20 protein-coding genes and 1 tRNA gene are annotated in these 22,849 nt (G+C 64.8%); all 21 read left to right on the forward strand.

The features are described 5' to 3' along the window. Positions 1-25 precede the first annotated feature (25 nt). The 21 genes from gyrA (at position 26) to thrS (ending at position 22,848) form a co-directional block, all read left to right on the forward strand. Positions 26-2,647, forward strand: coding sequence for a DNA gyrase subunit A (gyrA, locus tag EV678_RS00655; RefSeq protein WP_014237010.1), 2,622 nt, complete (start codon positions 26-28; stop codon positions 2,645-2,647). Next, on the forward strand, positions 2,647-3,777 hold the full coding sequence (gene serC / locus EV678_RS00660) for a 3-phosphoserine/phosphohydroxythreonine transaminase (RefSeq protein WP_130458150.1): 1,131 nt from the start codon (positions 2,647-2,649) through the stop codon (positions 3,775-3,777). Before gyrA ends, serC begins: the two co-directional genes overlap by 1 nt. A gap of 3 nt (positions 3,778-3,780) precedes the next feature. Continuing rightward, positions 3,781-4,905, forward strand: a complete 1,125-nt coding sequence (gene pheA / locus EV678_RS00665; RefSeq protein WP_205230918.1) for a prephenate dehydratase — start codon at positions 3,781-3,783, stop codon at positions 4,903-4,905. A 57-nt stretch (positions 4,906-4,962) separates the two neighbouring features. Then, positions 4,963-5,835: a prephenate dehydrogenase gene (locus EV678_RS00670; RefSeq protein WP_014237013.1), complete on the forward strand. Its 873-nt coding sequence runs from the start codon at positions 4,963-4,965 to the stop codon at positions 5,833-5,835. A 48-nt stretch (positions 5,836-5,883) separates the two neighbouring features. After that, positions 5,884-7,818 (forward strand): bifunctional 3-phosphoshikimate 1-carboxyvinyltransferase/cytidylate kinase, encoded by a 1,935-nt coding sequence (locus tag EV678_RS00675; RefSeq protein WP_130458151.1) that lies wholly within the window; start codon positions 5,884-5,886, stop codon positions 7,816-7,818. A 199-nt stretch (positions 7,819-8,017) separates the two neighbouring features. Next, the gene (gene rpsA, locus EV678_RS00680; protein ID WP_014237015.1) at positions 8,018-9,724 is read left to right on the forward strand and encodes a 30S ribosomal protein S1; all 1,707 of its coding nucleotides are present in this window, start codon (positions 8,018-8,020) and stop codon (positions 9,722-9,724) included. Between the two features lie 114 nt (positions 9,725-9,838). After that, positions 9,839-10,141 carry an integration host factor subunit beta gene (locus EV678_RS00685; RefSeq protein ID WP_014237016.1) on the forward strand — a complete coding sequence of 101 codons (303 nt, stop codon included), beginning with the start codon at positions 9,839-9,841 and terminating at the stop codon, positions 10,139-10,141. Positions 10,142-10,225: 84 nt separating this feature from the next. After that, positions 10,226-10,552: a LapA family protein gene (locus tag EV678_RS00690; RefSeq protein ID WP_130458152.1), complete on the forward strand. Its 327-nt coding sequence runs from the start codon at positions 10,226-10,228 to the stop codon at positions 10,550-10,552. Beyond that, positions 10,552-11,718: a lipopolysaccharide assembly protein LapB gene (gene lapB, locus EV678_RS00695; protein ID WP_130459241.1), complete on the forward strand. Its 1,167-nt coding sequence runs from the start codon at positions 10,552-10,554 to the stop codon at positions 11,716-11,718. The genes EV678_RS00690 and lapB overlap by 1 nt, the downstream gene beginning before the upstream one ends. Positions 11,719-11,770: 52 nt before the next feature. Next, complete coding sequence (locus EV678_RS00700; protein ID WP_130458153.1) at positions 11,771-13,096, forward strand: UDP-glucose dehydrogenase family protein; 1,326 nt, start codon at positions 11,771-11,773, stop codon at positions 13,094-13,096. A gap of 10 nt (positions 13,097-13,106) precedes the next feature. Beyond that, positions 13,107-14,168: a dTDP-glucose 4,6-dehydratase gene (gene rfbB / locus EV678_RS00705; RefSeq protein WP_130458154.1), complete on the forward strand. Its 1,062-nt coding sequence runs from the start codon at positions 13,107-13,109 to the stop codon at positions 14,166-14,168. Next, on the forward strand, positions 14,155-15,084 hold the full coding sequence (gene rfbD / locus EV678_RS00710) for a dTDP-4-dehydrorhamnose reductase (protein WP_130458155.1): 930 nt from the start codon (positions 14,155-14,157) through the stop codon (positions 15,082-15,084). The genes rfbB and rfbD overlap by 14 nt, the downstream gene beginning before the upstream one ends. Beyond that, positions 15,074-15,964, forward strand: a complete 891-nt coding sequence (gene rfbA / locus EV678_RS00715) for a glucose-1-phosphate thymidylyltransferase RfbA (RefSeq protein WP_130458156.1) — start codon at positions 15,074-15,076, stop codon at positions 15,962-15,964. Before rfbD ends, rfbA begins: the two co-directional genes overlap by 11 nt. Beyond that, positions 15,961-16,509, forward strand: coding sequence for a dTDP-4-dehydrorhamnose 3,5-epimerase (gene rfbC / locus EV678_RS00720; protein ID WP_014237023.1), 549 nt, complete (start codon positions 15,961-15,963; stop codon positions 16,507-16,509). Before rfbA ends, rfbC begins: the two co-directional genes overlap by 4 nt. Positions 16,510-16,522: 13 nt before the next feature. Beyond that, positions 16,523-17,470, forward strand: coding sequence for a D-glycero-beta-D-manno-heptose-7-phosphate kinase (rfaE1, locus tag EV678_RS00725; protein ID WP_014237024.1), 948 nt, complete (start codon positions 16,523-16,525; stop codon positions 17,468-17,470). A 9-nt stretch (positions 17,471-17,479) separates the two neighbouring features. Next, positions 17,480-18,472 (forward strand): ADP-glyceromanno-heptose 6-epimerase, encoded by a 993-nt coding sequence (gene rfaD / locus EV678_RS00730; protein ID WP_014237025.1) that lies wholly within the window; start codon positions 17,480-17,482, stop codon positions 18,470-18,472. 3 nt (positions 18,473-18,475) lie between these two features. Further along, complete coding sequence (gene cysM / locus EV678_RS00735) at positions 18,476-19,375, forward strand: cysteine synthase CysM (protein ID WP_130458157.1); 900 nt, start codon at positions 18,476-18,478, stop codon at positions 19,373-19,375. A gap of 5 nt (positions 19,376-19,380) precedes the next feature. Then, complete coding sequence (locus EV678_RS00740; RefSeq protein WP_130458158.1) at positions 19,381-20,178, forward strand: 3'-5' exonuclease; 798 nt, start codon at positions 19,381-19,383, stop codon at positions 20,176-20,178. Next, positions 20,175-20,618, forward strand: a complete 444-nt coding sequence (locus EV678_RS00745) for a rhodanese-like domain-containing protein (protein WP_130458159.1) — start codon at positions 20,175-20,177, stop codon at positions 20,616-20,618. The genes EV678_RS00740 and EV678_RS00745 overlap by 4 nt, the downstream gene beginning before the upstream one ends. 84 nt (positions 20,619-20,702) lie before the next feature. Then, positions 20,703-20,779 (forward strand) — tRNA-Val (locus tag EV678_RS00750). A 152-nt stretch (positions 20,780-20,931) separates the two neighbouring features. After that, positions 20,932-22,848, forward strand: a complete 1,917-nt coding sequence (thrS, locus tag EV678_RS00755; protein WP_014237029.1) for a threonine--tRNA ligase — start codon at positions 20,932-20,934, stop codon at positions 22,846-22,848. Position 22,849: the final 1 nt, after the last annotated feature.

The following is a 22,849-nucleotide window of genomic DNA, read 5'->3' on the forward strand; positions in this document are numbered from 1 at the left end:
CCGCTCCGGCGGCCGCCCGAGACCTATGGATCAATTCGCCAAAGAAACCCTGCCAATCAGCCTCGAAGAGGAAATGCGCCGTTCCTACCTGGATTACGCCATGAGCGTGATCGTCGGCCGGGCGCTGCCGGATGTGCGGGACGGCCTCAAGCCCGTGCATCGCCGGGTCCTGTTTGCCATGCATGAACTGGGCAACGACTGGAACAAGGCCTACAAGAAGTCCGCCCGTATCGTCGGCGACGTCATTGGTAAGTACCACCCCCACGGCGATACGGCGGTGTACGACACCATCGTGCGCATGGCCCAGGACTTTTCCCTGCGCTACATGCTGGTGGACGGCCAGGGCAACTTCGGTTCGGTGGACGGCGACAACGCTGCTGCCATGCGATACACGGAAGTGCGCATGGCCCGCATCGGGCATCAGCTGCTGGAAGACATCGACAAGGAAACCGTCGACTTCGGCCCCAACTACGACGGCTCCGAGCAGGAGCCCCTGATCCTGCCGGCCCGCATCCCCAACCTGCTGATCAACGGCTCCTCCGGCATCGCCGTGGGTATGGCCACCAACATCCCGCCCCACAACCTGGGCGAGGTGGTGGCCGCCTGTCTGGCCCTGCTGCAGAACCCGAACCTGACCATCGACGAGCTGATCGACATCATTCCGGCCCCCGACTTCCCCACCGCCGGCATCATCTACGGCGTTGCCGGGGTGCGCGAGGGCTACCGTACCGGCCGTGGTCGGGTGGTGATGCGGGCCAAGACCCACGTGGAAGACCTGGACAAGGGCAACCGCCAGGCACTGATCATCGACGAGCTGCCCTACCAGGTTAACAAGCGCACCCTGCTGGAAAAGATCGGCGAGCTGGTCAACGAAAAGCGCATCGAAGGCATCTCCGACCTGCGGGACGAGTCCGACAAGTCCGGCATGCGGGTGGTGATCGAACTGAAGCGGGGCGAGATGCCCGAGGTGGTCCTGAACAACCTGTTCAAGATGACCCAGCTGCAGGATACCTTCGGTATGAACATGGTGGCCCTGGTGGATGGCCAGCCGCGCCTGCTCAACCTGAAGCAGATGCTGGAATGCTTCCTCGCCCACCGCCGCGAAGTGCTTAACCGTCGCACCGTCTTCGAACTGCGCAAGGCCCGGGAAAAGGCCCACACCCAGGAAGGCCTGGCCGTGGCCCTGGACAACGTGGACGAAATCATCGCCCTGATCAAGGCCGCGCCCACTCCGGCCGATGCCCGCCGCGAGCTGATGGCCCGCATGTGGGTCTCCGCCACCGTTACCGAGATGCTGGCCCGGGCCAGCCTGGATGCCACCCGTCCCGAAGGCATTGCGCCCGAGTACGGCCTCTCCGCCCAGGGCTACCGCCTCACCGAAGCCCAGGCCCAGGCCATCCTGGAACTGCGTCTGCAGCGCCTGACCGGCCTGGAGCGGGACAAGATCGTCGCCGACTACAAGGAACTGCTGGAGAAGATCGCCGACCTGATGGATATCCTGGCCCGCCCCGAGCGCGTCACCGAGATCATCGGCGAGGAACTGACCGCCATCCGCGACCAGTTCGGCGACGACCGTCGCTCCGAGATCGTGGCCTACGCCCAGGACCTGGGCATCGAAGACCTGATCACGCCCCAGGACATGGTGGTGACCCTGTCCCACACCGGCTACATCAAGTCCCAGCCCCTGGCCGACTACCGGGCCCAGCGCCGCGGCGGCCGCGGCAAGCAGGCGGCTGCCATGAAGGATGACGACTTCGTCGATCACCTCTTCGTCGCCAACACCCACGACTACATCCTCTGCTTCTCCAACCGGGGCCGCTGCTACTGGCTCAAGGTCTATGAAGTGCCCCAGGGCAGCCGCATCAGCCGGGGCAAGCCCATCATCAACATGTTCCCCATGGAAGAGGGCGAGCAGATCAACGCCATCCTGCCGGTGAAGGAATTCTCCGACGACAAGTACGTCTTCATGTGCACCGTCCAGGGCACCGTGAAGAAGACTTCCCTGGCCAACTTCTCCAATCCCCGCAAGGCCGGCATCATCGCCGTCGATCTGGACGAGGGCGACTACCTGATCGGTGCCGACCTGACCACCGGCCAGAGCGACATCGTGCTGGTCTCCGACGGCGGCAAGGCTGTCTGGTTCGGCGAGGATCAGGTGCGCCCCATGGGTCGCCAGTCCCGCGGCGTGCGCGGCATGATGCTGCAGGAAGGTCAGAGCGTCATTTCCCTGCTGGTGGCCGAAAGCGAAGAGGAAACCGTGCTGGTGGCCACCGAGAACGGCTACGGCAAGCGCACCCGCCTGGGCGACTTCCGTCGTTCCAGCCGCGGCACCCAGGGCGTCATGGCCATTGCCGCCAGCGAGCGTAACGGCAAGATCGTCGCTGCCAAGCTGGTGACCGATGCGGATGAGGTCATGCTCATCACCACCGGCGGCGTGCTGATCCGCACCCGGGTGGCCGAGATCCGCGAACTGGGTCGTGCCACCCAGGGCGTCACCCTGATTTCCCTGGATGCGGGCGAGAAGTTGTCCGGCCTGGAAAAGGTGGCGGAAAGCGAAGGCGATACCGATGCCGAGGCCGGCGACGAACTGGCGGACGGCGAAATGCTTGAAGGCGGCGAGGACAGCGCTGCCAGCGAGGAAGCGTAATGCGTTTGTGGAATTTCAGTGCCGGCCCGGCTGCTTTGCCCGCCGAGGTGCTGGAGCAGGTTCAGGACGAAATGCTGGACTGGCAGGGCGCCGGTTGCGGCGTCATGGAAATGAGCCACCGAGGCAAGGAATTCACGTCCATCGCCCAGCGGGCCGAAGCCGATCTGCGGGAGCTGATGGGCATCCCCGCCAACTACAAGGTGCTGTTCCTGCAGGGCGGAGCCACCCAGCAGTTCGCCCAGGTTCCCCTCAACCTGCTGGCTGGCGTTAAGGACAAGCAGCCGGCCGACTACATCGTCACCGGCTCCTGGTCCAAGAAGGCCTTCAAGGAAACTCTGCGGGTCTGCGGTGAAACCGCCGCCCGCTGCATCGCCAGCACGGAAGACAAGGCTGCCGTGGCCGACGGTTTCACCCGTCTGCCGGCCTCTGCCGAATTGCAGGTCAACGCTGATGCGGCCTACCTGCACCTGTGCACCAACGAAACCATCCACGGCGTCGAACTGCTGGACGAGGCGGCCTTCCTGGCCAGCGTTCCCGCCGGGGTGCCGGTAGTGGCGGACATGTCCTCCCACATCCTCTCCCGGCCCATGGACGTTTCCCGCTACGGCCTCATCTATGCCGGCGCCCAGAAGAACATCGGCCCTTCCGGCCTGACTCTGGTGATCGTGCGCGAGGACCTGCTGGGCAAGGCCCCGGCCAGTCTGCCGACGGTCCTGGACTACGCGGTCATGGCCGAGAACGACTCCATGCTCAACACCCCGCCCACCTTCGCCATCTACGTGGCCGGGCTGGTGTTCCAGTGGCTGAAGCGCATCGGCGGCATCAACGAGATGGCCCGCATCAACGCCGAGAAAGCCCGCCTGCTTTACGCCGCCATCGACGGCAGCGACGGCTTCTACCGCAATCCGGTGGACCCGGCCTGCCGTTCCCAGATGAACGTGCCCTTCACCCTGCGGGATGCCGCCCTCGATGCGGAGTTCCTGGCTGGCGCCAAGGAAGCCGGCCTGCTGGCCCTGAAGGGGCACAAGTCCGTCGGCGGCATGCGCGCCTCCATCTACAACGCCATGCCGCTGGACGGGGTTCGCGCCCTGGTGGCGTACATGGATGCTTTCGCCAAGTCCCGGGCCTGAACCATGAGCGACCGCCAGAATAGCGACAACGGCAAGGACTCCCTGCTGGCCGAGCTGTCCGTGGTGCGCACGGACATCGACGCCATCGACGCCCAGCTGCTCGACCTGCTCAACCGCCGTGCCCGCTGCGCCCAGCAGGTGGGCGAGATCAAGGCCCGTCACGGCGATGCCGGCTTCATCTACCGCCCGGAGCGGGAAGCCCAGGTGCTGCGCCGCATCCAGGACATGAACCAGGGGCCCCTTTCCAGCGAAAGCGTCACCTGGTTCTTCCGCGAGGTCATGTCGGCCTGCCTGTCCCTGGAGCAGCCCCTCGGCATCGCCTTCCTCGGGCCCCTGGGTACCTTCTCGGAAAGCGCATCCACCAAGCATTTCGGCCATGCCGCCCGGCTCCTGCCCCAGGCCTCCATCGACGACGTTTTCCGCGAAGTGGAAGCCGGCCATGCCAACTACGGCGTGGCGCCGGTGGAAAATTCCACCGAAGGCGCCGTCGGCCGTACCCTGGACCTGCTGCTCGGCACTTCCCTGAAAATCTGCGGCGAGGTGGTGCTGCGCATTCACCAGCACCTGCTGACCAAGGCCCCGTCCCTGGACCGGGTGACCAAGGTTTACTCCCACGCCCAGTCCCTGGCCCAGTGCCATGAGTGGCTGAACCGCCACCTGCCCAACGTGCCCCGCATCTCCGTCGGCAGCAATGCCCAGGCGGCCCAGATGGCGGCCCAGGAAGAGGGCGCCGCGGCCATCGCCGGCGAGGCGGCGGCGGACCGCTACGACCTGCCCCGGCTGGCCGAGAGCATCGAGGACGAGCCCAACAACACCACCCGCTTCGTGGTGCTGGGCCGCCACGACGCCGGCCCCTCCACGGCGGGCAAGGACAAGACCTCCCTGATCATGTCCATTCCCAACAATACGGGGGCCCTGCATACCCTGCTGGTGCCCTTCGCCGACGCCGGTGTCTCCCTGACCCGCCTGGAATCCCGGCCGGCGCGCCACACCCTGTGGGAATACGTGTTCTTCGTCGATGTGGACGGCCACCGGGATGAACCCCGGGTCAAGGCGGCCCTGGACGAACTGGCCCGGCGTGCGGCCTACCTGAAGGTGCTCGGGTCCTACCCGGTCGCCGTCTATTGATTCCTTTCTCCCCGGCGTTCCGTGGATTCTTTCGTGCAAGTTCTCTAGGCGCGCGTCATGGCCGAGTTCAACAAGGTAGTCATTTTCGGTGTGGGCCTCATCGGCGGTTCTTTCGCCCTGGGCCTGCGGGCGGCCGGCGCGGTGGAGGAGGTGGTGGGCTTCGGGCGCAGCCCCAAGTCCCTGCAGCAGGCCCTGGACCTGGGCGTGATCGACCGGGCCGGCATCAACCCGGCCCATGAACTGTCCGACGCCGACCTGGTGCTGTTGGCCACGCCGGTAGGCCAGATGCCCGAGATCATGGCTCGCATCGTGCCCTATCTGGGGCCGGAGACAGTGGTCACCGACGGCGGCTCCACCAAGGGCGACGTGGTGGCTGCGGCCCGGGCCGCCTTTGGCGAGCGCATCGGCCAGTTCGTGCCGGCCCATCCCATCGCCGGGGCCGAAAATTCCGGTGCCGCGGCTGCCCGGGCCGATCTTTACCGGGAACGCAAGGTGGTGCTGACGCCCCTGCCGGAGAATTCCGTGCTCAACGTGGCCAAGGTCCGTTCCGCCTGGGAGTGGTGCGGCGCCCAGATCTACGAACTGACGCCGGCCGAGCACGACCGGGTCTTCGCCGCCGTTTCCCATCTGCCCCATCTGCTGTCCTTCGCCCTGGTGCATGATCTGGCGGTACGGGAAAACAAGGAACTGTTCTTCACCTTTGCCGCCAGCGGCTTCCGCGATTTCACCCGCATCGCCGCCAGCCACCCGGAAATGTGGCGGGACATCTGCCTGGCCAACAAGGACGCCCTGCTGCTGGAACTGGACAGCTACCGGGCCCAGCTCGACGAGTTGCACCAAGCCCTGGCTGCCGGCGACGGCCGCCGTCTGGAAGAAATTTTCGATACCGCCCGCACGGCCCGTCGCGACTGGGCCGAAGGCAAGCGCTAACCCCCGGCTGGCGGGCTTCTCCGCCGGCCCCTCAAGGCTGTTGTGACCATGGAATTCCTCGACCTCGCTCCCTTCGTTTCCGCCGGCGGCACCGTGCGTCTGCCCGGCTCCAAGAGCATTTCCAACCGGGTGCTGCTGCTGGCCGCCCTGGCCGAAGGCGTTACCGAGGTGCGGGACCTGCTCCATTCCGACGATACGGAACGCATGCTGGAGGCGCTGCAGCAGCTGGGCGTGGGTGTGGAGTCCCTGGGCGGCGAGGCCTACCGGATCGGCGGCGTCGGCGGTCCCTTCCCGGTGAAGGAGGCCGAGCTGTTCCTTGGCAACGCGGGCACCGCCTTCCGTCCCCTCACCGCCGCCCTGGCCCTGGCCGGTGGCCACTATGTGCTGAAGGGCGTGGCCCGCATGCATGAGCGGCCCATTGGCGACCTGGTGGACGGTCTGCGCCAGCTGGGGGCCGAGGTGCGTTACCTGGGCAACGACGGCTTCCCGCCCCTGGAGATTTTCCCCGCAAGCATCCGCGCTGGCGGCGTGCTCCAGGTCCGCGGCGACGTATCCAGCCAGTTTTTGACTGCCCTGCTCATGGCTCTGCCCCTGACCGGCGTCGAAACCCGGGTGGAGGTGGTGGGCGAGCTCATTTCCAAGCCCTATATCGAAATCACCCTGGCCACCATGGCCCGCTTCGGTGTGGAGGTCCAACGTGAAGGCTGGCAGGCCTTTGTCGTGCCGGCCGGGGTGCGCTACGTCTCTCCCGGCACGGTCTATGTGGAAGGGGATGCCTCTTCCGCCTCCTATTTCCTGGCAGCCGGCGCCATCGGCGGCGGCCCCCTGCGGGTCGAAGGCGTGGGCAAGGACTCCATCCAGGGCGACGTGCGCTTCGCCGAAGCCCTGGCCCTCATGGGCGCCCGCATCGAGATGGGACCCAACTGGATCGAAGCCCGGGCTCCTGCCAGCGGCAAGCTCCAGGCCATCGACCTGGACTGCAACCATATCCCCGATGCGGCCATGACCCTGGCCACCGCCGCCCTCTTTGCCGAAGGCACCACCGTGCTGCGCAACATCGCCAGCTGGCGGGTCAAGGAGACCGACCGCATCGCCGCCATGGCCACCGAACTGCAGAAGCTGGGGGCCATCGTCGAGGAGGGGCCGGACTACCTCAAGGTGACGCCGGTGCCGGCCCTGAAACCGGCCGCCATCGATACCTACGACGACCATCGCATGGCCATGTGCTTCTCCCTGGCCGCCTTTGCCACGCCACTGCGCATCAACGATCCCAAGTGTGTGGCCAAGACCTTCCCCGATTATTTCGAGCGTCTGGCCACGGTTACCCGCAGCGTGCCGGTGATCGCCATCGACGGTCCCTCCGCCTCCGGCAAGGGTACGGTGGCGGCCCGGGTGGCGGCGGCCCTGGGCTTCGGCTATCTGGATTCGGGCGCCCTCTACCGCCTCACGGCCCTGGCCGCCCAGCGGGCCGGGGTGGACTGGGATGACGAAGCCGGGGTGGCGGCAGTGGCCGCCGGCCTGGAAGTGGTCTTCGGTGAAGGCTCCATCCGCCTGGCCGGCGAAGAGGTGGAGGGGGCCATCCGTACCGAGGAAATTTCCCAGGGTGCCTCCAAGGTGGCCGCCCTGCCTGCGGTGCGGGCCGCCCTGCTGTTCCGCCAGCGGGTCTTCCGCTGCGGCGCCGGCCTGGTGGGGGATGGCCGGGATATCGGTTCCGTGGTCTTCCCCGACTCCCGGCTCAAGGTCTTTCTCACCGCCTCTGCCGAGGTACGGGCGGAAAGGCGTTATAAGCAGTTGATCGGCAAAGGGTTCCCTGCTAACATGCAGGCCATTTTGCTGGATTTGCGTGAGCGCGACCGCCGCGATAGTGAGCGGAGCGTGGCGCCCTTGCAGCAGAATGAGGATGCCGTCCTGCTGGACACCTCGGGGCTTACCATCGACCAGGCGGTCGACCAGGTCCTCGACTGGTACGGTTCGGCATCCTGACTGGTGTCACCGTTCCACGCCTCTGCCTCGTCAGCCTGATCGGAAATTCCTTTCGCGTTCGGACTTCCTGGAAGAAGCGGGAACCTTTTTCCCGCATTTTTTCGCCCGCTGTCGGGCAGGGTGCCGGAAGGAAGGGGGAACGGTGGCGGTGTTCAACCTTTTCCCGCCAGCTTGTACAGGCGGTTAGGGTACCTTTTCCATGACTACTGCTTCCCCCATTTCCCAAGAATCCTTCGCTGCGCTATTCGAAGAGAGCCTGGCCCGCCAGGAGATGCGCTCCGGTGAAGTGATTACCGCCGAAGTCGTTCGCGTCGACCAGAACTTTGTCGTCGTCAACGCCGGCTTGAAGTCCGAATCCTATATCCCGGTCGAAGAATTCCTGAGCGACGCCGGCGAAGTCGAAGCCAAGATCGGCGACTTCGTGCAGGTCGCCATCGAACAGCTGGAAGACGGCTTCGGTGAAACCCGCCTCTCCCGCGACAAGGCCAAGCGCATCGCCGCCTGGAACGATCTGGAAAAGGCCCTGAACGAAGGTACCCTGGTGACCGGCGTCATCACCGGCAAGGTCAAGGGCGGTCTGACCGTCATGACCAACAGCGTCCGCTCCTTCCTGCCCGGCTCCCTGGTCGACATCCGCCCCGTCAAGGACACCACTCCTTACGAAGGCAAGACCATGGAATTCAAGGTCATCAAGCTGGATCGCAAGCGTAACAACGTGGTCGTTTCCCGCCGTGCCGTCCTGGAAGAAACCATGGGCGAAGAGCGCGAGAAGCTGCTGTCCACCCTGCAGGAAGGCGCTACCGTCAAGGGTATCGTCAAGAACATCACCGACTACGGCGCCTTCGTGGACCTGGGCGGCATCGACGGTCTGCTGCACATCACCGACCTGGCCTGGCGTCGTGTGCGCCACCCCAGCGAAGTGCTGGCCGTGGGCGACGAAGTCACCGCCAAGGTGCTGAAGTTCGACACCGAAAAGAACCGCGTGTCCCTGGGCCTGAAGCAGCTGGGCGAAGATCCGTGGGTGGGCATCTCCCGTCGTTACCCCTCCGGTACCCGCCTGTTCGGCAAGGTCACCAACCTGACCGACTACGGCGCCTTCGTTGAGATCGAACAGGGTATCGAAGGTCTGGTCCACGTCTCCGAAATGGACTGGACCAACAAGAACGTGCACCCCACCAAGGTTGTCCAGCTGGGCGACGAAGTGGAAGTCATGATCCTGGAAATCGACGAAGACCGTCGTCGTATCTCCCTGGGCATGAAGCAGTGCCTGGCCAATCCGTGGGAAGAGTTCGCCCAGAACCACAAGAAGGGCGACAAGGTCTCCGGCCAGATCAAGTCCATCACCGACTTCGGCGTGTTCATCGGCCTGCCCGGCAACATCGACGGCCTGGTACACCTGTCCGACCTGTCCTGGAGCACCACCGGCGAAGAAGCCATCCGCAACTTCAAGAAGGGCGACGAAGTGCAGGCCGTGGTGCTGGCCATCGATACCGACAAGGAGCGCATCTCCCTGGGTATCAAGCAGCTCGAAGGCGACCCCTACACCAACTACATCGCCACCCACGAGAAGAACACCATCGTGCGCGCCGTGGTGAAGAGCGTTGATGCCAAGGGTGCCGTGCTGCAGCTGGAAGGCGACGTTGAAGGCTACCTGCGTGCTTCCGAGTACTCCCGTGACCGCGTGGAAGATCTGTCCCAGCTGGTCAAGGTCGGCGACGAACTCGAAGCCATGATCATCAACGTGGATCGCAAGTCCCGCAACGTGAACCTGTCCATCAAGGCCAAGGATCAGGCCGAGCAACACGAAGCCATGCAGAAGTTCGCTTCCGAAAGCTCCGCCGCTTCCGGCACCACCAACCTGGGTGCGCTGCTGAAGGCCAAGCTGAACGGCTCCAACCAGGGCTAAGAAATCCCCTTCCATGCCCCTCCCGGCTTCCCGGTGCTGCGCCGACAGGTTCGGTACCGGGGGTGGGTGGGGCTGGAGGGCTTCTTTCCCTCAATGGCTTTTTAAGGCTCAAGCATGACCAAATCCGAGCTGATCGCCCGCCTGGCCATGCGGTTTCCGCAACTGGTGGCGAAAGACGCTGATTTCGCGGTCAAGGAAATTCTCGATGCCATGACCGAGGCTCTGGCCCACGGTGACCGTATCGAGATTCGGGGGTTCGGCAGCTTCGCGCTGAACTACCGGCCGCCGCGAATGGGGCGTAACCCCAAGTCCGGGGATAAAGTCAGCGTTCCGGAAAAATACGTACCCCATTTCAAGGCAGGCAAGGAACTGCGCGAACGGGTGGACCTGGGGCTGCTGGCCTCTCTCTCCGCCTGACGCTGACCTTACCCCCTGTCCTGTGGTAGATTGCGGGCGGCAACCCTAGGGTTGCCGCCTTTTTTATTGCTTGCGGATAAGGCTATGCGCGCCCTGATCTTGATCATCCGGCTCATCATCTTCTTCTTCTTGCTGGGTTTTGCGGCAATGAACAGCGATCCGGTGAGTCTGCGCTTCTTCTTCGATACTCAGTGGCAGGCGCCCCTGGTGATCATCCTGCTCGGTTTCTTCGCCGCCGGGACGGCCCTTGGTGCTCTGTCCCTGCTCGGTACCCTGTTCCAGCTGCGCCGCGAACTGTCTCGCACCCGCCGTGAACTGGCGCGGGAGCGGGAGCGCCAGGCCGTGCTCAAGCCGGCTGCCAGCGACGCTGCCGTGCAACCGCCTCCTGCCGGCGAGGCCGTGGCCCAATGATCGAATTCGAGTACTGGCAGTTACTGCTCTTTCCCCTGTTTTTCGTCCTTGGCTGGGCCGCCGCCCGCATCGACATCAAGCATCTGGTGCGGGAATCCCGGGCCCTGCCCCGGTCCTACTTCCAGGGCTTGAATTTCCTGCTCAACGAGCAGCCGGACAAGGCCATCGAAGCCTTCATCGAAGTGGTGAAGGTGGATCCCCAGACGGTGGAACTGCACTTCGCCCTGGGCAACCTGTTCCGCCGCCGCGGCGAGACCGAGCGGGCCATCCGCATGCACCAGAACCTCATCGAGCGGGTGGACCTGTCTCCGGAGCTGAAGCTGCAGGCCCTTTCCGAGCTTGGCCAGGACTTCCTCAAGGCCGGTCTGCTGGACCGGGCCGAAGAGGTATTTTCCCGTTTGCGCGGCACCTCCCGGGACGAGGAGGCCAAGCGCAACCTGCTGGAAATCTACCAGCAGGAGAAGGACTGGCAGAAGGCCATCGCCATCGCCAAGGAAATGCCTGACTACGCCACCCAGAAGGAAATCGCCAACTATTACTGCGAGCTGGCAGCCGGGGAGATGATCAATTCCCGGCCCGATTCCGCCCGCCAGTACTTGGACTCGGCCCTTTCCCTGCACCGCAACTGCGTGCGCGCCAGCGTCCTGCAGGGCGACTTGTTGCAGCAGGCGGGTGATTTGGCAGCGGCCATCGAGGCCTGGAAGCGCATCGAGAGCCAGAATCCGGCCTACCTGGCCATCGTCGCCCGCAAGCTGCAGGATGCCTACCTGGCCCAGGGGCAGCGGGACGAAGGGCTGCAACTGCTGCGCGGCTATCTGGCCAGCTACCCCTCCCTCGATCTGCTGGAAACCGTATTCCAGCTGGTGATGGATGCGGAGGGGCCGGAGGCGGCCTATCGCCTGGTGCGGGACGAATTGCGGCGCAATCCGACCCTGCTGGGCCTGGACCGCCTGCTGGAAGCCCAGCTGCTCGGTGTGCCGCCGGAAAAGCGGGCGGACCTGGAGCTGGTGCGCAATCTGGTGCACAACCACACCCGCCGGCTGGCCCGCTATCGGTGCGATAATTGCGGCTTCAAGGCGCGCCACTTCTACTGGCGCTGTCCTGCCTGCGGCGGCTGGGAAACCTATCCGCCCCGGCGCACGGAAGAATTCGATCTGATCCCCTGAGCCCATGAATGCGTCGGTTTGGGCGGATCAATGACCCTTCAGGGAGAATAATTTGAAAGTTACGGTTGTCGGTACGGGCTATGTAGGCCTGGTGAGCGGTACCTGCCTGGCCGAGGTGGGCAACGATGTGCTGTGCCTGGATGTGGACCCGGAAAAGATCCGGATTCTCAACGAAGGCGGCATTCCCATTTTCGAACCGGGCCTGCTGGACATGGTGAAGCGCAACGTGGCCGCCGGCCGCCTGCGTTTTACCACCGATGTGGAACAGGCCGTGGCCCACGGCACCATCCAGTTCATTGCCGTCGGCACGCCGCCGGACGAGGATGGCTCCGCCGATCTGCAGTACGTGCTCGCCGCCGCCCGCAACATCGGCCGCCACATGGGCGACTACAAGGTGGTGGTGGACAAGTCCACCGTGCCCGTGGGCACCGGCGACAAGGTGCGCGCCGCCATCGCCGACGAGCTCAAGGCCCGGGGCGCGGATATCGCCTACAGCGTCGTCTCCAATCCGGAATTCCTCAAGGAAGGCGCCGCCGTGGAGGATTTCATGCGGCCGGACCGCATCGTCGTCGGCGCCGAGGACGAGCGCGCCATCGAGTTGATGCGCGCCCTCTATGCGCCCTTCCAGCGCAACCACGAGCGCCTCATCGTCATGGATGTGCGTTCCGCCGAACTGACCAAGTACGCCGCCAACGCCATGCTGGCCACCCGCATCAGCTTCATGAACGAACTGGCCAACCTGGCCGAGAGGCTGGGTGCCGACATCGAGCAGGTGCGCCAGGGCATCGGTTCCGACCCGCGCATCGGCTACCACTTCCTCTATCCGGGCTGCGGCTACGGCGGTTCCTGCTTCCCCAAGGATGTGCAGGCCCTGCAGCGCACCGCCCGCCTCGATGCCGGCATGGAGATGAAGGTCCTCAATGCGGTGGAAGACGCCAACGATGCACAGAAGCACGTGCTCACCGCCAAGACCGTGAAGCGTTTCGGCAACGACCTCAGCGGCCGCAAGTTCGCCGTCTGGGGCCTGGCATTCAAGCCCAATACGGACGACATGCGCGAGGCCCCCAGCCGTTACCTGCTGGCCGATCTCTTCGCCGCCGGCGCCACCGTGGTGGCCTACGATCCGGTGGCCATGCATGAAGCCCGGCGCATTTTCGGCGACGAGCCGCGCCTGAGCTATGCGGAGAGCCCCATGGCCGCCCTGGAAGGGGCGGATGCCCTGCTCATCGTCACCGAGTGGAAGGAATTCCGCAGTCCCGATTTCGAGGCCATCAAGGCCAAGCTGAAGCAGCCGGTGATCTTCGACGGCCGCAACCTGTACGAACCCAAGCAGGTGCGCCAGTTCGGCATCGACTACCAGGCCATCGGCCGTCAATAAGGAGTCCGCCATGATCCTGGTGACCGGCGGTGCAGGCTTCATCGGCAGCAATTTCGTCATCGACTGGCTGGCGGCGGGGGACGAGCCTGTCATCAACCTGGACAAGCTGACCTACGCCGGCAATCTGGAGAACCTCCAGGGACTGGCCGGTGATCCGCAGCATCGTTTCGTGCGCGGCGACATCGCCGACTACGATCTGATTCTGGAACTGCTGCAGCAGAACCGGGTGCGGGCGGTGGTGAACTTCGCCGCCGAGAGCCATGTGGATCGTTCCATCCACGGGCCGGAGGACTTCATCCAGACCAACATCGTCGGCACCTTCCGCCTGCTGGAGGCCGTGCGGACCTACTGGAACGGCCTGCCTGCCGACGACAAGGCGGCCTTCCGCTTTCTCCACGTGTCCACGGACGAGGTTTACGGTTCCCTGGAAAAGGAGGCCCCGGCCTTCACCGAGCAGCACCGCTACGAGCCCAACAGTCCCTATTCGGCCAGCAAGGCGGCCTCCGACCATCTGGTGCGGGCCTACCACCATACCTACGGCCTGCCGGTGCTGACCACCAACTGCTCCAACAATTACGGGCCTTACCATTTCCCGGAAAAGCTCATTCCCCTCATCATCCACAACGCCCTGGCCGGCAAGCCCCTGCCCATCTACGGCGACGGCCAGCAGGTCCGCGACTGGCTCTATGTGAAGGACCATTGCAGCGCCATCCGCCGCGTCCTGGAAGCCGGCCGCCTGGGTGAGACCTACAACGTGGGCGGCTGGAACGAAAAGCCCAACCTGGAGGTGGTGCATACCCTGTGCGCCATGCTCGACGAACTGTCGCCCCGGGCCGACGGCGCCTCCTACGCCAGCCAGATCACTTTCGTTGCCGACCGGCCCGGCCACGACCGGCGCTATGCCATCGACGCCAGCAAGCTGGAACGGGAGCTGGGCTGGAAGCCGGCGGAGACCTTCGAAACCGGCATCCGCAAGACCGTACGCTGGTACCTGGACAATCCCCAGTGGGTGCACAACGTCACCTCCGGCGCCTACCGGGAGTGGGTGGGCCGCCAGTATGGGGAAGTCTGAGGTGTCGGCTCCCATCCTGCTCCTGGGCAGCCAGGGCCAGCTGGGCTGGCAACTGCAGCGGGACCTGGCGCCCCTGGGGCCGGTGCTGGCCCTGGACCGGCGTACTTGCGACCTGGCCGACCTGGACCGGCTGCGGGCCGTGATGCGGGAACAGCGCCCCCGCCTGATCGTCAATGCCGCCGCCTATACGGCGGTGGATCAGGCGGAAAAGGAGCCTGAACTGGCCCGGCGCATCAATGCCGAGGCCGTGGGCCTGCTGGCCGAGGAGGCCAAGGCCCTGGATGCCCTGCTGGTGCATTACTCCACCGACTACGTCTTCGACGGCAGCAAGGCGGCGCCCTATGTGGAGTCCGATGCCACGGCGCCCCTCGGCGTCTATGGCCGGACCAAGCGGGAAGGGGAGGAAGCCATGCTGGCCGTGGGCGGCCGCGGCCTCATCTTCCGCACCAGCTGGGTCTTCGGCGCCCGGGGCAAGAATTTCGTCAAGACCATCCTGCGCCTGGCGAGCGAGCGGGATAGCCTCAAGGTGGTGGCCGACCAGGTCGGCAGCCCGACGCCGGCGGCCATGATCGCCACCGTCACCGGCATGGTCCTGGCCCAGCTCGACGGCGGGCGCGCCCAGCAGGGCTGCGAGCTGTATCACCTGGTGGCTGCCAATCCGGTGAGCTGGAACGGTTTTGCCCGGGCCATCGTCGCCGCCGCCGAACAGACGCCCGGCTTCGCCCTCAAGCTGGGGCCCGAGGCCATCGCACCCATTCCCAGCAGCGAATATCCGCTGCCGGCGCCGCGCCCCCTCAATTCCCGTCTCGACTGCCGCAAGCTGGAGGACCGTTTCGGTCTGACCATGCCCGACTGGCAGCCCTATCTTTCCCGCATGATGCAGCTTCTCGCCCTGAAGGCCCAGAATGGCTACTAAACCCCGTAAAGGCATCATTCTCGCCGGCGGTTCCGGCACCCGGCTCTATCCGGCCACCCTGGCGGTGTCCAAGCAGCTGCTGCCGATCTACGACAAGCCGATGATCTACTACCCCCTGACCACCCTGATGCTGGCCGGTCTGCGGGACATCCTTATCATCTCCACGCCCCAGGACACGCCCCGCTTCGAGCAGTTGCTGGGAGACGGCTCCCAGTGGGGTATCAACCTGCAATACGCGGTGCAGCCCTCGCCGGACGGCCTGGCCCAGGCCTTTCTCATCGGCGAGGACTTCCTCGACGGCGCCCCGGCAGCCCTGGTGCTGGGGGACAACATCTTCCACGGCCACGACCTGGCCACCCTGGTGCAGCGGGCCAACGGCCGTGCCAGCGGCGCCTCGGTCTTCGCCTACCGGGTGAACGATCCGGAGCGCTATGGCGTGGTCGAGTTCGATGCCCAGCAGCGGGCCCTCTCCATCGAGGAAAAGCCGCTGCAGCCCAAGTCCCACTACGCCGTCACCGGCCTCTACTTCTACGACACCGATATCGTCGCCGTGGCCAAGGGCATCAAGCCGTCGCCCCGGGGAGAACTGGAAATCACCGACGTGAACCGGCACTACCTGGAAGCGGGCAAGCTCAACGTGGAAATCATGGGCCGGGGCTATGCCTGGCTCGATACCGGCACCCACGAATCCCTGCTGGAGGCGGGCCAGTTCATCGAGACCATCGAGAAGCGCCAGGGCCTCAAGGTGGCCTGCCCCGAAGAGGTGGCCTGGCGCCAGCGCTGGATCGACGACGCCACCCTGGACGCCCAGGCCCGGGTCCTGGCCAAGAACGGCTACGGCCAATACCTGCTGGCCCTGCTCAAGGAGCAGGGGCTGTGAAGGCAATCAGGACGGCCATTCCCGAGGTGATAGTCCTGGAACCCAGGATTTTCGGCGATGCCCGGGGCTTCTTCATGGAAAGCTATAACCGGCGCACCTTCGCCGAGCTTACCGGTTGTGATCCGGATTTCGTCCAGGACAACCATTCCCGCTCCGCCCGGGGCGTGCTGCGCGGCCTGCATTACCAGATCCGCCAGCCCCAGGGAAAACTGGTGCGGGTGGTGAGCGGTGCCGTGTTCGACGTGGCGGTGGACATCCGCCGCAGTTCCCCCACCTGCGGCCAGTGGGTGGGAGAAGTGCTGTCGGCGGAAAACCAGCGCCAGATGTGGGTGCCGGCCGGCTTTGCCCATGGTTTCCTGGTGCTCAGCGAGACCGCCGAATTCCTCTACAAGACCACCGATTACTACGCGCCCGAATTCGAGCGCTGCATTGCCTGGAACGATCCCGGGCTGGCCGTGGACTGGCCCCTGGACGGGCTGGAGCCCCGCCTGTCGGCCAAGGATGCCCAGGGCGCCAGCATGGCGGATGCCGAACTTTTTGATTGATATGCCAAGCGACATGCACCAACTTCCCGATTTTTCCGCCGCCCGCATTCTCGTGGTCGGCGATGTCATGCTGGACCGCTACTGGTTCGGCGATGTCTCCCGCATTTCCCCCGAAGCACCGGTGCCGGTGGTCAAGGTGGAGCGCTCCGAAGAGCGTCCCGGCGGCGCCGCCAACGTGGCCCGCAACTGCGCTTCCCTGGGGGCGCGGGTCGGCCTGCTGTCCGTGGTCGGCAACGACGAGGCCGGCCGCATCCTGCAGCGGCAGATGGAAGAGGGCGGCATTGCCGCCTCCCTGCTGCCCGACGGAGCCATCGACACCACGGTCAAGCTGCGGGTCATCGGCCGCCAGCAGCAGCTGCTGCGCATCGATTTCGAGACCACCCCGTCCCACGAGGTGCTGCAGGCCAAGCTGGCCGAGTTCGAGCAGCGCCTGGCCGGGGTGGATGTGGTGATCCTTTCCGACTACGGCAAGGGCGGCCTGGCCCATATCGGCGACATGATCCGCCTGGCCCGGGCGGCCGGGAAAAAGGTGCTGGTGGATCCCAAGGGCGAGGATTATTCCAAGTACCGCGGCGCCACCGTCATCACCCCCAACCGCTCCGAGCTGCGCCAGGTGGTGGGGCGCTGGAGCGACGAGGCCCAGCTGGCGGCCAAGGCCCAGCAATTGCGCAGCGAACTGGAACTGGAAGCCCTGCTGGTGACTCGTAGCGAAGAGGGCATGAGCCTCTATCGCGACGGCGAGGCGCTGCATCAGCCGGCCCGGGCCCAGGAAGTGTTCGACGTCTCCGGTGCCGGCGATACGGTCATTGCCACCCTGGCCGCCATGATGGCCCTGGGCGCCCCCTGGGGCGACGCCATCCACCTGGCCAACCTGGCCGGCGGCGTGGTGGTGGGCAAGCTCGGTACCGCTACCGTCAGTCGCGAGGAACTGTCGGCCGCCCTGGCGGCCGACGCCAATTAAGGAATTCACATGTACTACATCGTCACCGGCGCCGCCGGCTTCGTCGGCGCCAACCTGGTCAAGGCCCTCAATGAGCGGGGCATCACCCGCATCATCGCCGTGGACAACCTGACCAAGGCGGACAAGTTCAAGAATCTGGTGGACTGCGAAATCGCCGATTACCTGGACAAGGGCGAGTTCCTCGAGCGCCTGCTCTGCGGCCACTTCGACGGCGACGTGGAGGCCATCTTCCACGAAGGCGCCTGCTCCGACACCATGGAGACCGATGGCCGCTACATGATGGAGAACAACTACCGCTACTCCCTGTCCCTGCTGGACTGGTGCCTGGAGCAGGAAGTGCAGCTGCTCTACGCCTCCTCCGCCGCCACCTATGGCGGCAGCAGCGTCTTCAAGGAAGAGCGGCAGTACGAGGCGCCCCTCAACGTGTACGGCTACTCCAAGTTCCTCTTCGACCAGATCGTGCGCCAGCGTCTGCCCGAAGCCGGTTCCCAGGTGGTGGGCTTCCGTTACTTCAATGTCTACGGCCCCCGGGAGAGCCACAAGGGGCGCATGGCCTCCGTCGCCTTCCACCATTTCAACCAGTACCGGGCCGAAGGCAAGGTCAAGCTGTTCGAGGGCTGCGACGGCTACGCCAACGGCGAGCAGCAGCGCGACTTCGTTTATGTGAAGGACGTGGCCAAGGTCAATCTGTACTTCCTCGACCATCCTGAAAAGTCGGGCATCTTCAACCTGGGCACCGGCCGGGCCCAGAGCTTCAACGACGTGGCCGTGGCCACGGTGAACAGCTGCCGGGCCGCCGAGGGCAAGCCGGCCCTGTCCCTGGAGGCGATGGTGCAGCAGGGGCTGGTGGAGTACGTGGCCTTCCCCGAAGCCCTCAAAGGCAAGTACCAGAGCTTCACCCAGGCCGACCTCAGCAAGCTGCGCAGCGCCGGCTATGGTGACGAGTTCGCCACCGTCGCTGAAGGCGTCGCCGACTACGTGCAATTCCTCAACGGACGCTGAGCCATGTACAAGACCCTGGAAGATTTCGTCGGCAACACGCCCCTGGTGCAGCTGAAGCGCCTGCCCGGCGAGGCCATTGCCCAGCGCGGCAACGTCATCCTGGCCAAGCTGGAAGGCAACAATCCGGCCGGCTCGGTGAAGGATCGCCCGGCCCTCTCCATGATTTCCCACGCCGAGCAGCGGGGCGAGATCCGGCCCGGCGACACCCTGATCGAAGCCACCTCCGGCAACACCGGCATCGCCCTGGCCATGGCCGCCGCCATGCGCGGCTACCGTATGATCCTGGTGATGCCGGAAAACCAGAGCCTGGAGCGGCGCCAGACCATGCGTGCCTACGGCGCCGAACTGATCCTGACGCCCCGGGACGGCGGCATGGAACTGGCCCGGGACGTGGCCGAAAAAATGCGCGACGAAGGCAAGGGCATCATCCTCGACCAGTTCGCCAATCCGGATAATCCCCTGGCCCACTTCGAAGGCACCGGGCCGGAAATCTGGCGCGACACCAAGGGCCAGGTGACCCATTTCGTTTCCAGCATGGGCACTACCGGCACCATCATCGGTACTTCCCAGTTTCTCAAGAAAAAGAATCCGCGCATCCAGATCGTCGGCTGCCAGCCGGAAGAGGGTAGCCAGATTCCCGGCATCCGCAAATGGCCCGAAGCCTATCTGCCGAAAATCTACGAGCGCAGCCGGGTGGACCGCCTTGAATACGTGTCCCAGGCCGAGGCCGAGGACATGACCCGGCGCCTGGCCCGGGAAGAGGGCCTGTTCGCCGGCATATCCTCCGGCGGCGCCCTGGCCGTGGCCCTGCGCCTGGCCCGGGAGCTGGAGAACGCCACCATCGTCACCATCGTTTGCGACCGGGGCGACCGTTACCTGTCCACCGGCGTTTTCCCCGCCTGAGTCCCATGGTTCCCGTCCTCGTCTTCGATATTGAAACCATCCCGGATGTGCCCGGGCTGCGCCGCCTGCACGATCTTCCCGCCGACCTCTCCGACGACGAGGTGGCTGAACTGGCCTTCCAGCAGCGCCGGGCCCAGAACGGCAGCGACTTCCTGCCCCTGCACCTGCAGCGGGTGGTGACCATCTCCTGCGCCCTGCGGGCCCGGGATGCCTTCAAGGTGTGGTCCCTGGCGGCGCCCGAGATTGGCGAAGGGGAGATCATCCAGCGCTTCTTCGACGGCATCGAGAAATTCACGCCCCAGATCGTTTCCTGGAACGGCGGCGGCTTCGACCTGCCGGTGCTGCACTACCGGGGCCTGATCCACGGCGTCGTGGCTCCCCGCTACTGGGACCTGGGCGACGGCGACTATGCCGATTCCCGGGACTTCAAGTGGAACAACTACATCAGCCGTTACCACACCCGCCACCTGGACCTGATGGACCTGCTGGCCATGTACCAGCCCCGGGCCAGCGCTCCCCTGGATGACCTGGCCAAGCTCATGGGCTTCCCCGGCAAGCTGGGCATGGACGGCGGCAAGGTGTGGCAGGCCTGGCAGGAGGGCAAGGCCGATGAGATCCGCGATTACTGCGAGACCGATGTGGTCAATACCTACCTGGTGTCCACCCGTTTCCGCCTGATGCGGGGCGAGGTCAGCCGGGAGGAGCATCTGGCCGAACTAGCCTTCATCAAGGCCGAACTGGCCAAGCTGGACAAGCCCCACTGGCAGGAATTCCTGGCCGCCTGGCCGGAGGTGACGGCGTGAAGCGCGCCTCCCTCTTCCTCCTGGCTCTGCTGGCGGCGTTCGCGGCCAGGGCCGAGGTGGTGAATGTGGACAGCGCCGAAGTGGCCCGGCTGGTGGCCAGTGGCGTGGTCCTGGTGGATATCCGTACCGAGCCCGAATGGCGGGAAACCGGCGTCATTCCCGGCAGCCGCCTGCTTACCTTCTTCGATGCCAACGGCCGCGCCAATCCGGCGGTCTGGCTGGAGCAGCTGAAGACGGTGGCAGGTCCGGAGCAGCCGGTGATCCTCATCTGCCGCAGCGGCAACCGCACCCGGGCCGTCAGCGACTTCCTCGAACAGCAGGCCGGCTACAGCAAGATCTACAACGTGCGCCAGGGCATCCGCGCCTGGATCCAGGAGTCGCGCCCCGTCACCGCAGTGGCGCCGGCCCTGGCCAAATGTTCGCCCGGACGGTTGTGCTGATTTTTTTTTGTGGGGCGAAGCGAAAAAAGTCTCCTCAGCCCCTTGCGCGATTCTCTGGGATCGTTATAATTCGGCCTTCTTTGCAGGCGCGTAGCTCAGTTGGTTAGAGCACCACCTTGACATGGTGGGGGTCGTTGGTTCGAATCCAATCGCGCCTACCAACACCTTGAACGGAGTTGTACCGTGAATTTCCGAACTTGCACTATCCTGGTTCAGAAAGCCTAAGCGGTTCGCCTTCGTTCCTATGTCGAAAAAAAGTGCGGATCCGTCCGCACTTTTTTTTTGTCCAGAATTTAATGTGGCTGGAGAAATCATGCCCAATATCACGCTGCCCGACGGTTCCATCCGCTCCTTCGATGCTCCGGTGACCGTTGCCGAGGTTGCTGCCTCCATCGGTGCCGGCCTCGCCCGCGCCGCCCTGGCCGGCAAGGTGGACGGCAAGCTGGTGGATACTTCCCACCTGATGGAGCGTGATACCCAGCTGGCCATCGTCACCGACAAGGATGCGGATGGTCTGGAGATCATCCGCCACTCCACGGCCCACCTGCTGGCCTATGCGGTGAAGGAGCTCTTTCCCGAAGCCCAGGTGACCATCGGTCCGGTCATCGACAACGGCTTCTACTACGACTTCGCCTACAAGCGCCCCTTTACCCCTGAAGACCTGCTGGCTATCGAGAAGAAAATGGCCGAGCTGGCCAAGCGCGACATTCCGGTGAGCCGCGAAGTCTGGGCCCGGGACGATGCGGTCAAGTTCTTCCTGGAGCAGGGGGAGAAGTACAAGGCCGAGCTGATCGCCGCCATCCCGGCCGACCAGGATGTTTCCCTGTACCGGGAAGGCGAATTTGTGGACCTCTGTCGCGGCCCCCACGTCCCCTCCACCGGCAAGCTCAAGGTTTTCAAGCTGATGAAGGTGGCCGGAGCCTACTGGCGCGGCGATTCCAAGAACGAGATGCTGCAGCGCATCTACGGCACCGCCTGGGCCAAGAAGGAAGACCAGGAAGCCTACCTGCACATGCTGGAAGAGGCCGAGAAGCGGGATCACCGCCGCATCGGCAAGCATCTGGATCTGTTCCACATGCAGGACGAGGCGCCGGGCATGGTTTTCTGGCACCCCAAGGGCTGGGCCATCTGGCAGGAAATCGAGCAGTACATGCGCCAGGTCTATCGCGACAACGGCTACCAGGAAATCCGCTGCCCCCAGATTCTCGACCGCAGCATGTGGGAGAAGTCCGGCCACTGGGAGCACTACAAGAACAACATGTTTACCACGGAGTCGGAGAAGCGGGATTACGCCATCAAGCCGATGAATTGCCCGGGGCACGTGCAGGTGTTCAATTCCGATCTGCGCTCCTACCGCGACCTGCCCCTGCGCTATGGCGAGTTCGGCTCCTGTCACCGCAACGAGGCCTCCGGCGCCCTGCACGGCCTGATGCGCGTGCGCGGCTTCGTCCAGGACGACGGTCACATCTTCTGTACCGAAGACCAGATCGAGGCGGAAGTGACGGCTTTCAACGCCCTGGTGAAGAAGGTCTATGCTGACTTCGGTTTCGACCAGGTGGCGGTGAAGTTGGCCCTGCGCCCCGAAAGCCGTGTCGGTTCCGACGACATCTGGGACAAGGCGGAGAATGCCCTGCGGGCCGGCCTCAAGGCTTCCGGCCTGGAATGGGATGAATTGCCCGGCGAGGGGGCCTTCTATGGCCCCAAGATCGAGTTCCACATCAAGGATGCCATCGGGCGCTCCTGGCAGTGCGGCACCATGCAGGTGGATTTCTCCATGCCGGGTCGCCTGGGTGCCGAGTATGTGGGCGAGGACAATGCCCGCCATGTACCGGTGATGCTGCATCGGGCCATCCTCGGTTCCCTGGAGCGTTTCATCGGCATCCTGGTGGAAAACTATGCGGGTGCCTTGCCTCTGTGGCTGGCGCCGGTACAGGCCGTGGTGCTGAATATTTCGGAAAAACAGGCCGATTTTTCCGCCGAAGTGGTGAAAACCCTGCGTCAGGCAGGTTTGCGTGCCGAAGCGGATTTGCGCAATGAAAAAATTACCTATAAAATACGCGAACATAGCTTGAACCGGTTGCCTTATCAGCTCGTCATCGGCGACAAGGAAAAGGAAGCCGGCTTGGTGGCCGTGCGTACCCGCGGTGGTCAGGACCTGGGGCAAATGCCCGTGGCAAGCCTGATCGAGCGGCTTCTGGAAGAAGTCGCCGCGCGTAAGAGCACGGCTTAGT

This window comes from Azospira oryzae (assembly GCF_004217225.1).
GTDB classification, from domain to species: domain Bacteria; phylum Pseudomonadota; class Gammaproteobacteria; order Burkholderiales; family Rhodocyclaceae; genus Azospira; species Azospira oryzae.

Coding starts and splice junctions, on each gene's coding strand:
- gyrA (WP_014237010.1), top strand. CDS start 26: ATGGATCAATTCGCCAAAGAAACCCTGCCAATCAGCCTCGAAGAGGAA.
- serC (WP_130458150.1), top strand. CDS start 2,647: ATGCGTTTGTGGAATTTCAGTGCCGGCCCGGCTGCTTTGCCCGCCGAG.
- pheA (WP_205230918.1), top strand. CDS start 3,781: ATGAGCGACCGCCAGAATAGCGACAACGGCAAGGACTCCCTGCTGGCC.
- EV678_RS00670 (WP_014237013.1), top strand. CDS start 4,963: ATGGCCGAGTTCAACAAGGTAGTCATTTTCGGTGTGGGCCTCATCGGC.
- EV678_RS00675 (WP_130458151.1), top strand. CDS start 5,884: ATGGAATTCCTCGACCTCGCTCCCTTCGTTTCCGCCGGCGGCACCGTG.
- rpsA (WP_014237015.1), top strand. CDS start 8,018: ATGACTACTGCTTCCCCCATTTCCCAAGAATCCTTCGCTGCGCTATTC.
- EV678_RS00685 (WP_014237016.1), top strand. CDS start 9,839: ATGACCAAATCCGAGCTGATCGCCCGCCTGGCCATGCGGTTTCCGCAA.
- EV678_RS00690 (WP_130458152.1), top strand. CDS start 10,226: ATGCGCGCCCTGATCTTGATCATCCGGCTCATCATCTTCTTCTTCTTG.
- rfbB (WP_130458154.1), top strand. CDS start 13,107: ATGATCCTGGTGACCGGCGGTGCAGGCTTCATCGGCAGCAATTTCGTC.
- rfbD (WP_130458155.1), top strand. CDS start 14,155: ATGGGGAAGTCTGAGGTGTCGGCTCCCATCCTGCTCCTGGGCAGCCAG.
- rfbA (WP_130458156.1), top strand. CDS start 15,074: ATGGCTACTAAACCCCGTAAAGGCATCATTCTCGCCGGCGGTTCCGGC.
- rfaE1 (WP_014237024.1), top strand. CDS start 16,523: ATGCACCAACTTCCCGATTTTTCCGCCGCCCGCATTCTCGTGGTCGGC.
- rfaD (WP_014237025.1), top strand. CDS start 17,480: ATGTACTACATCGTCACCGGCGCCGCCGGCTTCGTCGGCGCCAACCTG.
- cysM (WP_130458157.1), top strand. CDS start 18,476: ATGTACAAGACCCTGGAAGATTTCGTCGGCAACACGCCCCTGGTGCAG.
- EV678_RS00740 (WP_130458158.1), top strand. CDS start 19,381: ATGGTTCCCGTCCTCGTCTTCGATATTGAAACCATCCCGGATGTGCCC.
- thrS (WP_014237029.1), top strand. CDS start 20,932: ATGCCCAATATCACGCTGCCCGACGGTTCCATCCGCTCCTTCGATGCT.